Source organism: Streptococcus sp. NSJ-72 (genome assembly GCF_014334035.1).
GTDB lineage: Bacteria > Bacillota > Bacilli > Lactobacillales > Streptococcaceae > Streptococcus > Streptococcus constellatus.
On sequence record NZ_CP060489.1, the window covers coordinates 970137 to 982343 of the forward strand.

The window sequence follows — 12207 nt, forward strand, 5'->3', positions numbered from 1 at the left end:
ATAAAATTAGAAGTTCAGACTAGTGAAAGCTAGTCTTTTCGTGTTATAATAAAAGTTATATTGTAAAAGAAAGATGATTTCATGATTACATCAAAATATGATTGGCAGATTGCCACAAATTTTTCAGATGAGGACTTTATTAAAAAAGCTAAAAAACTGGGCTTGGAGACTTCGGTAGCTAATCTAGTCTACCAGAGAGGTATCCAGACAGAAGAAGCATTGCGAGACTTTCTAGAGCCTAGTTTGGACCAGCTGTATGATCCTTATGAATTGCATGATATGGATAAGGCAGTGACGCGCATTCGTCAAGCGATTGAAAATGATGAACAAATCTTGATTTATGGAGATTACGATGCGGATGGAATGACTTCAGCTTCCATTGTTAAAGAAGCGTTAGAGCAACTTGGAGCAGAGTGTCAGGTCTATTTGCCCAATCGATTTACAGATGGTTATGGTCCTAACGCGAGCGTTTATAAGTATTTTATTGATAATCAGGGTATTTCCCTCTTCATTACAGTGGATAATGGAGTTGCAGGATTGAAAGCTATTGAACTAGCTCAGTCTATGGGAGTGGATGTGATTGTGACGGATCACCACTCTATGCCGGAAATACTTCCTGATGCTTATGCAATTGTTCACCCGGAACATCCAGAAGCTGATTATCCTTTTAAGCACTTAGCTGGCTGCGGCGTGGCTTTTAAGCTAGCAACTGCCCTTTTAGAGGAAGTTCAAGTAGAGTTGCTGGATTTAGTAGCTATTGGGACTATCGCAGATATGGTCAGCTTGACAGGGGAAAATCGGATTTTGGTCAAATATGGCTTGTCTGTTTTGAAAAACACCCAGCGCATCGGTTTGCAGGAACTTTTCAAAATAGCAGGTATACAGTCTGACGAGCTGAACGAAGAAACAGTCGGTTTTCAAATAGCCCCTAGACTCAATGCTCTAGGTCGATTGGATGATCCCAATCCTGCTATTGAACTTCTGACCGGTTTTGATGAAGAAGAAGCGCGTGACATTGCCCTGATGATTAATCAGAAAAATGACGAACGCAAGGAGATGGTGCAGCATATCTATGATGAAGCTAAGTTTATGATTGATCCTAAGAAGCCTGTTCAGGTTCTAGCTGGCAAGGGGTGGAATCCAGGTGTTTTGGGAATTGTAGCAGGGCGACTTTTAGAAGAGTTGCATCAGCCGATCATTGTGCTGAATATTGAAAATGGTTTAGCCAAAGGTAGTGCTCGCAGCATTGAAGCAGTTGATATTTTTGAAGCTCTAGATCCTCACCGAGAGTTATTTGTAGCTTTTGGTGGGCATGCAGGGGCAGCTGGCATGACTCTTGATGTCAGTCGATTAGAAGAACTCAGTCAGGTTTTGACAGCCTATATTGAAAATAATCAGCTGGATTTGTCAACTAAGAATGAACTCTTTTTGGATGAAGAATTAGCTTTGTCAGATCTGACATTAGAGACCCTCAAAAACTTTGAAAAGTTAGCTCCTTTCGGCATGGACAATAAAAAGCCTATTTTCTATTTGAAAGATTTTAAGGTTGAAAATGTCCGCACTATGGGGATGGGAAATGCGCACCTTAAGCTGAAAATTTCTCAGGCTAGCGCAGTTCTTGAAGTAGTGGCTTTTGGTCTAGGTGAGCTTGCGACAGAATTTTCTCAAACTAAAAATTTAGAGTTAGCAGTGACTCTGTCGGTCAACAAGTGGAATGGTCAGACTAGCCTACAGCTTATGCTGATGGATGCGAGGGTCGATGGAATTCAGCTTTTTAATATCCGAGGTAAAAATGCTCGGTTGCCTGAAAATGTTCCTGTTTTACGTTTTTCAGGAGAAATTCCTGATTTGAAAAAGAGCAGAGCAGTTGTAGTGTATGACTTACCTGAGCACCTAAATCAGCTCAAAGCAATTATTCAACAGGGCAATTTTGAAGCAATTTACTTTAAAAATGAGATTGTTCAGCCCTATTATTTGACAGGTTTCGGAACAAGAGAGCAGTTTGCTAAACTCTATAAAACGATTTATCAGTTTCCAGAGTTTGATATACGCTACAAATTGAAAGAACTAGCTGCTTATCTCAAAATTGATCCCATCCTACTCATTAAGATGATTCAAATTTTTGAAGAGTTAGGCTTTGTGACGATTCAAGATGGGGTTATGCAGGTAAATAAAAACGCAGAAAAAAAAGCTATTGAAAGTAGCCATATTTATCAGGAGCTTAAAATAACTGTCAAAGAGCAGGAACTTATGGCTCTAGGAACGGTACAGGAAATTTATGATTATCTGATAGAAAAAGATGAATGTTCAAACTAGAAGTTAGATGAACCATTTATTTTGAGGAGTTAGCCTTTGTAGTCAAGCTATGAAATGGGCTATGAAGCTTTGAGTAATGAAAAAGTCATGAGTAAGATGAACTCATGACTTTATTTTTTGTGAGTATTGCTATTAGATGGTATTATCTACTGTAAATTTACTTTATGTTTGAGGATATAATAAGTTCCAGCATAGTAAATCAGACCTAAAAGAAGAGATACGACTATCTCACCAAAACTACCTAAAGTATTAAGTGATGGGAAAGCCGAAACGCTCAAATTAGCGACGATAAGCAGAGAAAAATGAATTCCAAAATAAGTTAGAAAGGCTATTGCAGTGCGGTGATCTTGGAAGAGTTGACCGATAGAGATAGAAAGATAAATCAATAGGATATTTGGGATAAGGACTACAAGATAGTATCCAAATGATTTCAAGGCTTCACCAGTCATTTCCCAAAAGTGTTTACCAAGTAATCGAACAACTGTTTCAATTTCAGATTGTGTATGAAAAGCAGTTCCCACAATAAGGGCAATGATGAAAAAACTAAGAAATAATGCAATGGTACTAAGAATCGTCCATATAATAGCGCCAAGTAATTTTGAAAGGATAATTTGGTGTTCATTAACTGGTAAGGTGAGCGTTAGGTATCCTTCTCTTTCATAAACACTATTTTTAAAACGACGAATAATCAGAAAGAGTGTTGAAATTGCAAGTGCCACAAGGAGACCTGAGAAAATCAGCATTGTAAAACCGAAGAAAGTACTTGTCATACTCCCTGCTTCATTAGTAGAAGACTGCAAACGGTCGAAAAAGTTCCTTCCGTTTGCAAAATGTCTTAGCCAAAGTCCAATACTAATAGATAGAAAGAGTACGATTCCATATAATCCTAAATACCACTTATTTACATTTTTAAATTCATATTTTAATAAATTCCAAAACATAGTTAATCTCCTTCATTTATCTTAAGCTTTAAATTCTTGTCGGAAGAGTTGGTCAATGGATCCACCAGACTCATAACGAATATCATCTACATTGCCTTGCCGAACGACCTTGCCATTATCAATAAAGATAATTTCATCTAAGATTGGTTCAATATCTGAAATCAAATGTGTTGAAATGAGAACAGAAGCACTAGGTGAATAATTGTTGATAATCGTCTGTAAAATGTAGTCTCGTGCTGCTGGATCAACTCCTCCAATTGGTTCATCAAGAACATAAAGTTTGGCTTGGCGGCTCATGACCAAAATCAACTGAACTTTTTCTTTGTTTCCTTTGGATAATTTTTTGAATGCTAGATTTTCGTCAATGTGAAGATCTTGTAACAAGGCTTGAGCACGCTCCATCTCAAAATCTGCATAGAAAGATTGAAAGTACTGCAAAGCATCTTTGACTTTCATTTTTTCATTCAGGTAGGTCGTATCTGGTAAATAAGATACGATTTTTTTGGTTTCTGGTGACGGTTGAAGCCCATTGATGAGAACTTTCCCATCATTTGGCTGGAGCAAACCATTGATAAGTTTAATTATAGTTGTCTTTCCAGAGCCATTTGGACCGAGCAAGCCGATAATTTTTCCAGCTTCGATTTCAAAATTGATGTGTTCTAAAGCAGGTGTGCTGCCGTAGGATTTTGAGACATTTTCAAATGCAAGTAAGACCATTTCCTAAACTCCTTTTATATAATCTTCAACAATTGTTGGTAATTCTTTTTTCTGATAACCAAAATGAATCATACCATTTACAAATTTCTCCACTTCCTCCTTAGAAAGTTTTTGTCGAGTTTTTAAAATCAAGTCATGATTATCAGTGACAAAACGTCCTGCTGTACGTTGAGAATAGACAAAACCATCTTTTTCCAAGTCAGATAAAGCTCGTTGGATAGTATTTGGATTTACACCGGCTTCTGCAGCTAATTCTCTAACGGCAGGTAATTTCTCACCAGCTTGTAGCTGGTTGGAGATGATTTGCAATTTAATCTTATCCATAATCTGTAAATAAATGGGAAGATTGTTATCAAAAGTCCAACTCATGATTTCTCCTTTTTGTATCTTTGTACTAATTAAACAATACAATATTTTTGAAAAAATAGCAAGTTTTTAGAAAAAAATTCTGTATTTTTTCTTCAGCAAGCAAAATAGAAATTTAGTATAATAGAAAAGAGAAGAAACAAAGGAGAATGCCGTGGTTGCTCAATTAGATACGAAAACTGTTTATACATTTATGGATAGTTTGATTTCTATAAAGAAATATGTGAAAACAGCTAAAGCATTAGGATATCAAACTCTAGGGATGATGGATATTGACAATCTCTATGGAGCTTATCATTTCATGGAAATTGCGACTGCGCAAAAAATTCAGCCGATTTTAGGTATAGAAATGACCTTGGATTATGCAGGAGTTCCTCTTAATCTCCGTTTTCTAGCTCTTGATAGTCAAGGGTATCGCAATTTAATGAAACTTTCTACATTAAAAATGATAGGAAAGAGCAAGTGGGAAGAGTTGCAGCATTTATTGGAAGGGATAGCGATTATTGTTCCTGTATTTGATGGAATTCGAGACTTGGATTTGGGAAAAGATTTTTATATAGGTGTATTTCCAGATACTCCTCAACAAGATTTCATGCATAAAACTGTACCCTTGCATACGGTTCGTTACTTTGATACTGGAGATTTAGAAACATTGCAGATGCTACGGGCCATTCGGGAAAACAGTAGTTTGCGAGAAGTTGGACATTTGCCAAGCAATGAGTATTTATTATCGTCTAAGCAGTTTACACAGGCTTTTCAGAAAAATTTTCCAGAGAGTCTGGATAACCTGGAGCAGTTAGTCGCAGGTGTACATTATGAAATTAATACAGAGTTAAAATTACCGCGTTTTAATCCAGAACGACCGGCAGTAGAAGAGCTACGAGAACGAGCTGAGGCTGGATTAAAAACAAAAAAATTATGGACAGAAGCGTATCAAGAACGCTTGAATCAAGAATTGGCTATCATTCATCAAATGGGTTTCGATGATTATTTTTTGATTGTCTGGGATTTGCTGCGCTTTGGTCGCAGTCAGGGTTATTATATGGGCATGGGTCGTGGATCTGCAGTTGGAAGCCTAGTTGCCTATGCTCTTGAAATTACAGGGATTGATCCTGTTGAGAAAAATCTAATTTTTGAGCGATTTTTAAATCTGGAACGTTATACTATGCCTGATATTGATATTGATATTCCCGATGTCTATCGTCCAGAATTTATCCGCTATGTCCGCGATCGTTACGGGACGATGCATACAGCGCAAATCGTGACCTATTCTACTTTTGGGGCTAAGCAAGCAATTCGTGACGTTTTTAAACGCTACGGGGTGCCAGAATATGAATTGACCAACATTACTCGTAAAATCAGTTTTCGTGACACATTGACTTTAGCTTATGAAAAAAATATGTCTTTTCGTCAGATTATTAACAGTAAACTGGAGTATCAAAAAGCTTTTGAAATTGCGAAAAAAATTGAAGGGAATCCACGTCAGACCTCGATTCATGCAGCAGGTGTGGTGATGAGTGATAATGATCTGACAGAACACATTCCACTTAAATATGGGGAAGATATGTACATCACGCAATATGATGCACATGGGGTTGAAAGCAATGGCCTGCTCAAAATGGATTTTCTTGGCTTGCGCAATCTGACCTTTGTTCAACGAATGAAAGAAGCAGCTTTGGAGAAGTACGGTGTTGCTATTAACATTGCAAAGATTGATCTGGAGGATACTATAACCTTGCAGCTTTTTGCAGCGGGTAGAACCAAGGGTATTTTTCAATTTGAGCAAGCAGGCGCTATTAACCTTTTGAAGCGTGTTCAGCCTGTGCAATTTGAAGAAATCGTCGCCACTACATCACTCAACCGTCCGGGAGCTAGTGATTATATAGATAATTTTGTAAAAAGGAAGCATGGCCAAGAAAAGGTAGAAATGCTGGATCCAAGTTTGGAAGACATTTTGGCTCCAACTTACGGTATTATGCTGTATCAAGAGCAGGTAATGCAGGTTGCTCAGCGTTTTGCTGGTTTTAGCTTAGGCAAAGCCGATATTTTGCGAAGAGCTATGGGAAAAAAAGATGCTACTGAAATGCATCGAATGGAAGCAGAATTTGTTACAGGAGCACTTGATCTTGGACATTCTGAAATCAAAGCAAAAGAAGTGTTTGCGGTTATGGAAAAGTTTGCAGGTTACGGATTTAATCGCAGCCACGCTTATGCATACTCCGCCCTTGCTTTTCAGTTGGCATATTTCAAAGCGCACTATCCTGATATTTTCTTTGATATTATGCTGAATTATTCAAGCAGTGATTACATCACAGATGCGTTAGAGTTCGACTTTCAAGTCGCTTCTTTAAATATCAATAACATTCCTTATCGAGATAAATTCCAAGACAAGCAGATATATTTAGGCTTGAAAAACATTAAAGGATTGCCACGCGATGTTGCTTATTGGATTATTGAAAATCGTCCGTTTTCAAATGTAGAAGACTTCGTTTTGAAATTACCAACACAATATCATAAGGTTCAGTTACTAACTCCCTTAGTACAAATCGGCTTATTTGATGTATTTGAAAAAAATCGTCAAAAAATCCTGCAAAATCTTCCCAATTTGTTTATCTTTGCAGATGAATTAGGCAGTCTTTTTGCAGATACAAATTATAGTTGGACAGAAGCGGAGGCTTATACAGAAGCAGAGAAATTTGAGCTAGAAAAGGAAATTATCGGTGTTGGTTTGAGCGAGCATCCTTTGGTAAAGCTTGCAAAAGCTGCTATTCAATCCTTTACTCCTATTCAAGAGTTAGTTGAAAACACTCATGCGACGATTTTAGTAGAAATTTTGTCTATTCGTGTCATTCGTACCAAAACGGGTGAAAATATGGCGTTCTTACAAGTAAGTGATACTAAAAGAAAAATGGAAGTGACAGTGTTTCCAGATGCCTTTAAACAGTTTGGCAAAGGTTTGCATGAAAAAGGTTTCTATTATCTGACTGGTCGGATTCAGAAACGAGAGAATCGTTTGCAGATGATTTTAAACCATTTGCAGGAAGCTAACACAGAACGTTTTTGGATACAAGTAGAAAATCATGAAAGTGATGCAGAAATATCCGCTATTTTACAGCAATTTCGAGGAGATATTCCAGTCGTTATCCGTTATGAAAATGAAAGAAAGACAGTAGCAATTACGCAATATTGTGTTCAAAAATCAGATAAATTACAAAAAGAATTGAAAAAAATAACCATGAAAACGATTTATCAATAAAAAATTAGGAAAAAAGAAGAATTTTGATTTTGATTGTGGTATAATCAAGGGTGAATGTAAAAAGAAAAAGGAGCACAAACGAATGAAACGTATTGCTGTTTTAACTAGTGGTGGAGACGCCCCTGGTATGAATGCTGCTATCCGTGCAGTTGTTCGTAAAGCAATTTCAGAAGGAATGGAAGTTTACGGTATCTATGACGGTTATGCCGGCATGGTTGCTGGTGAAATTTATCCGCTTGATGCCGCATCAGTTGGAGATATTATTTCACGTGGTGGTACTTTCCTTCACTCAGCTCGTTATCCAGAATTTGCCCAATTAGAAGGACAATTAAAAGGAATTGAGCAACTCAAAAAACATGGTATTGAAGGAGTTGTGGTTATCGGTGGAGACGGTTCTTATCATGGCGCTATGCGATTGACAGAACATGGCTTCCCAGCTGTCGGACTTCCTGGCACGATTGACAATGATATCGTTGGTACAGATTTTACAATCGGTTTTGACACAGCTGTTACAACTGCGATGGATGCCATTGATAAGATTCGCGATACCTCATCTAGTCACCGTCGTACTTTTGTTGTTGAAGTAATGGGACGTAACGCTGGAGACATCGCTCTCTGGGCTGGTATTGCTACAGGTGCCGATGAAATCATCGTTCCTGAAGAAGACTTCAAAATCGAAGATATCGTTGCAAGTATTAAACGTGGCTATGAAGAAGGTAAGAAACATAATATTATTGTTCTTGCAGAGGGTGTTATGTCGGCCGATGAATTTGGTAAGAAGTTGAAAGAAGCTGGTGATGTGAGCGATCTTCGTGTGACGGAACTTGGACATATTCAACGTGGTGGTTCCCCGACTGCTCGTGACCGTGTTCTTGCTTCTCGTATGGGTGCTCATGCCGTTACCCTTCTTAAGAAGGGTATTGGTGGTGTTGCGGTTGGTATTCGTAATGAACAAATGGTTGAAAATCCAATCCTTGGTACAGCAGAAGAGGGTGCTTTATTTAGTTTAACAGAAGACGGTAAGATTATTGTTAATAATCCACATAAAGCTGATCTTGATCTTGCTAAATTAAACCGTAGCATTTCAATGTAATTTTAATTTGTTATTCTGGTCATAAAGACCATTTAAATAAAAAGGAGTTTTCATATATCATGAATAAACGTGTAAAAATCGTTGCAACTTTAGGTCCTGCGGTAGAAATCCGTGGTGGTAAAAGATTTGGTGAAGATGGCTATTGGAGCGAAAAATTAGATGTTGAAGCATCGGCTCAAAATATTGCAAAATTAATCCAAGCTGGTGCAAATACATTCCGTTTCAACTTCTCGCATGGTGATCATGCAGAACAAGGTGATCGTATGGCTACTGTGCACCGTGCAGAAGAAATTGCTGGTCAAAAAGTTGGTTATCTTCTTGATACAAAAGGACCTGAAATTCGTACAGAATTATTTGAAGGTGACGCTAAAGAATACTCTTACAAAACGGGTGAACAAATCCGTGTTGCAACGAAACAAGGTATCAAATCAACTCGCGAAGTTATTGCTTTGAACGTAGCAGGTGCACTTGACATCTTTGATGACGTTGAAGTTGGGAAACAAGTTCTTGTTGATGATGGTAAACTTGGTCTGCGCGTTATTGCAAAAAATCCTGCTACACGTGAATTTGAAGTAGAGGTTGAAAATGATGGAATTATCGCAAAACAAAAAGGTGTGAATATTCCAAATACAAAAATTCCTTTCCCAGCGCTTGCTGAACGCGACAATGATGATATTCGTTTCGGTTTGGAACAAGGAATCAACTTTATCGCTATTTCATTCGTACGTACTGCAAAAGATGTTAATGAAGTTCGTGCAATCTGTGAAGAAACTGGTAATGGACATGTGAAATTGTTCGCTAAAATCGAAAACCAACAAGGTATTGAAAACTTGGATGAAATCCTTGAAGTAGCTGATGGTATCATGATTGCTCGTGGTGACATGGGTATTGAAGTTCCATTTGAAATGGTTCCAGTTTACCAAAAAATGATTATCACAAAAGTCAATGCAGCTGGTAAAATTGCGATTACAGCAACAAACATGCTTGAAACAATGACTGAAAAACCGCGTGCTACTCGTTCAGAAGTATCAGACGTGTTTAACGCTGTTATTGACGGAACAGATGCAACAATGCTTTCAGGTGAATCTGCAAATGGTAAATACCCACTTGAGTCTGTAACAACAATGGCTACAATTGATAAAAACGCTCAAACTCTATTGAACGAGTATGGACGCTTGTCATCAGTTGATTACGCACGTAGTTCTAAAACAGAAGTTGTGGCATCAGCTGTTAAAGATGCTACAAACTCAATGGACATCAAATTGGTCGTAACAATGACTGAATCAGGAAATACAGCTCGTTTGATTTCTAAATATCGTCCAGATGCTGACATCTTGGCAATTACATTTGATGAATTGACACAACGTTCATTGATGTTGAACTGGGGTGTTATTCCAGTAGTAACTGAAAAACCTGCATCTACTGATGATATGTTTGAAGTTGCTGAAAAAGTTGCTCTTGAAAGTGGTCTTGTGGAATCTGGCGACAATATTGTGATTGTAGCTGGTGTTCCGGTCGGAACTGGTGGAACAAACACAATGCGTATCCGTACAGTTCGTTAATTTGTATTACTAAAAGAAAAGAAGCTTATCAATCAACGTTTTTCTAGCTTGATTGGTAGGTTTTTTTAGTTGCAGATAAAAATAGGAATAGCAATTTACTTTTTCCGCCTTTGTTTATTTTCTGAAAACATGATATAATAAATAAAAGAATAGGAGAGAGAATGGTAAAAAGAGATTTAATTAGGAACATTATTATTTTATCCGTCATTGTAATAATTATCGCTTGTTTGCGAATTTTTATTTTTACACCATATGGCATTACCGCAAAAGATGCGAATCATTTTTTGAAAGACAGAGATATTGTTATTGCCAATAAGAACAAAAAAATCAAAAGAGATGATTTTGTATTGTATGAGGTGGATGGAAAAGAATATGTCGGACGTGTCGTTGGTTTAGGAAATGACTCTGTCGTTTATATGGATGATGTACTGTACTTAAATAATAAAATTAAGTCAGAAGATTATTTAACGAAAGATAAGGAAAAATATTTAGCGAAGGCTACTAATACAGGCTATTTCACTCATGACTTTACTATTCAGACATTAACAAAATCAAATACAAATATAATTCCAGCAAAATCTTATTTGATCTTAAATGATAATCGACAAAATATGGAAGATAGTCGGAAATTTGGTTTGATTGCAGAGAAACAAATTAAGGGAGTTATCTCTTTTAGAGTGCTCCCCTTGGATCAATTTGGTTTTATTAAAATGAAGTAGCATTAAATGTTAAAAAAGCGAAACTGAAAATTTATGTTTCAGTTTCGCTTTTTCGTGTTTCCTGATGAAAAACATTTTGCCATGTTTCGTGACGACGCCAAAGGCTGGTATGGATAATTCCATCTTCTTCATAACAAATTAATTTTGTTTTTTGACTGATAGAAGTTAAATGGAAATTTTTAATAGGAGATTGCTTTCCTTTTTCGATTTGAAATTCTTTTTTGTTCATTTGGTAGCCATCTTGGGAAATGTAAACAAATTCAGGAGCTAGTAAGTCCTCTAATTGGCTTCCCTGCTCGACTAATTGTTCTCTCATAAATAATTTTCGATAAACATTGTCCAAAATTTCATCCTCTGGGATAGGTGCGGGCTCAATGTGGATGTCAATATCAAAAACTCCAAATCGATCTTTGAGCATAAATTCAACTTGATCGGCAATTTCATGGCTTTCATAGACAGATAAGTCGGGATTCATTTCTAAAATGAGGTCAAGATAGATGTTACTACCATAAGTACGACCTCTTTGAGATTTAACACGGGAAATTTTAGGGATTTCTAAAATGGCTTCTTTGTATTCTTTTAAAAGATTTTCATCAAAACCGTCTGATAGACTAAAAGAGGATTCCATAAAAATTTCGTAAGCCGTTTTAAGAATGAAAAAGGTGATAATGATGGCAACAAGTTTATCCACGATCGGGAAATTTAAGGCACTTGCGATGATTGCAATCGTTGTACCAAGAGAAGTGATAGCATCAGATAAATTATCTTTGGCAGCAGCATCAAGAGCTTTAGAATGTGCTTTTTTTGCTAAGGATTTATTATAAAAGTAAACACCAGTCATAATCAAAGCGGAGACCATTCCAACTAACGCACCCAAAGGATCAATGATTGTTTCTTGGCGAGAGATAATTTTTTGAACGGTATCAATCAGAACATCAAAGCCAACAAAAAACATGATAAGGGAGGTGACAAGACTAGCCAAGTCTTCAATTTTCCAGTGGCCAAATTTATGATCCGTGTCAGCCGGTTTGCGTGCCATACGAAGCCCTATTAAAACGGCAATATTAGCCACAATATCTGAAACATTGTTAAAACCATCGGCTGTCAAACTGGAGGATTGTAAGGTAGAGCCAGCAATAATTTTAGCAATTGATAAGATGATGTAGGTTACAATAGCTAAAATAGCACCGCGCTCTGCGAGTTTAAGATTTTTTGCTGGATTATTCATGAGTTTTCC

The 12207-nt window shown here is 37.1% G+C and carries 9 protein-coding genes; 5 read left to right on the forward strand and 4 right to left on the reverse strand.

Going from position 1 to position 12207, the window contains the following annotated elements; all coding sequences use genetic code 11:
* Positions 1-81 precede the first annotated feature (81 nt).
* Positions 82-2316 (forward strand): single-stranded-DNA-specific exonuclease RecJ, encoded by a 2235-nt coding sequence (gene recJ / locus H8787_RS04770; protein WP_187328341.1) that lies wholly within the window; start codon positions 82-84, stop codon positions 2314-2316.
* Positions 2317-2462: 146 nt separating this feature from the next.
* On the opposite strand, the gene H8787_RS04775 is transcribed toward recJ, so the two are convergent.
* Genes H8787_RS04775 through H8787_RS04785 form a run of 3 tightly spaced genes read right to left on the reverse strand, consistent with a single transcriptional unit; the run spans position 2463 to position 4343 of the window.
* Entirely contained in the window at positions 2463-3257 is a 795-nt protein-coding gene (locus H8787_RS04775) for an ABC-2 transporter permease (RefSeq protein ID WP_049476681.1), read from the reverse strand.
* Positions 3258-3278: 21 nt separating this feature from the next.
* A complete protein-coding gene (locus tag H8787_RS04780) occupies positions 3279-3974 on the reverse strand; it encodes an ABC transporter ATP-binding protein (RefSeq protein ID WP_003069677.1) in 696 nt (231 codons plus the stop codon).
* A gap of 3 nt (positions 3975-3977) precedes the next feature.
* A complete protein-coding gene (locus tag H8787_RS04785; protein WP_187328342.1) occupies positions 3978-4343 on the reverse strand; it encodes a GntR family transcriptional regulator in 366 nt (121 codons plus the stop codon).
* Positions 4344-4494: 151 nt separating this feature from the next.
* Here H8787_RS04785 and H8787_RS04790 point away from each other — a divergent pair, with 151 nt between their 5' ends.
* From H8787_RS04790 to lepB, 4 genes are all read left to right on the forward strand, one after another.
* Positions 4495-7596, forward strand: coding sequence for a DNA polymerase III subunit alpha (locus H8787_RS04790; protein WP_187328343.1), 3102 nt, complete (start codon positions 4495-4497; stop codon positions 7594-7596).
* Between the two features lie 82 nt (positions 7597-7678).
* Positions 7679-8689, forward strand: coding sequence for a 6-phosphofructokinase (gene pfkA / locus H8787_RS04795; protein ID WP_003069674.1), 1011 nt, complete (start codon positions 7679-7681; stop codon positions 8687-8689).
* A 59-nt stretch (positions 8690-8748) separates the two neighbouring features.
* On the forward strand, positions 8749-10251 hold the full coding sequence (gene pyk / locus H8787_RS04800; RefSeq protein ID WP_039676964.1) for a pyruvate kinase: 1503 nt from the start codon (positions 8749-8751) through the stop codon (positions 10249-10251).
* A 161-nt stretch (positions 10252-10412) separates the two neighbouring features.
* On the forward strand, positions 10413-10970 hold the full coding sequence (lepB, locus tag H8787_RS04805; protein ID WP_003069538.1) for a signal peptidase I: 558 nt from the start codon (positions 10413-10415) through the stop codon (positions 10968-10970).
* A 31-nt stretch (positions 10971-11001) separates the two neighbouring features.
* Here the strand turns inward: lepB and H8787_RS04810 are convergent, their stop codons facing one another.
* A complete protein-coding gene (locus tag H8787_RS04810) occupies positions 11002-12198 on the reverse strand; it encodes a cation diffusion facilitator family transporter (RefSeq protein WP_039676966.1) in 1197 nt (398 codons plus the stop codon).
* Between the last annotated feature and the right edge of the window lie 9 nt (positions 12199-12207).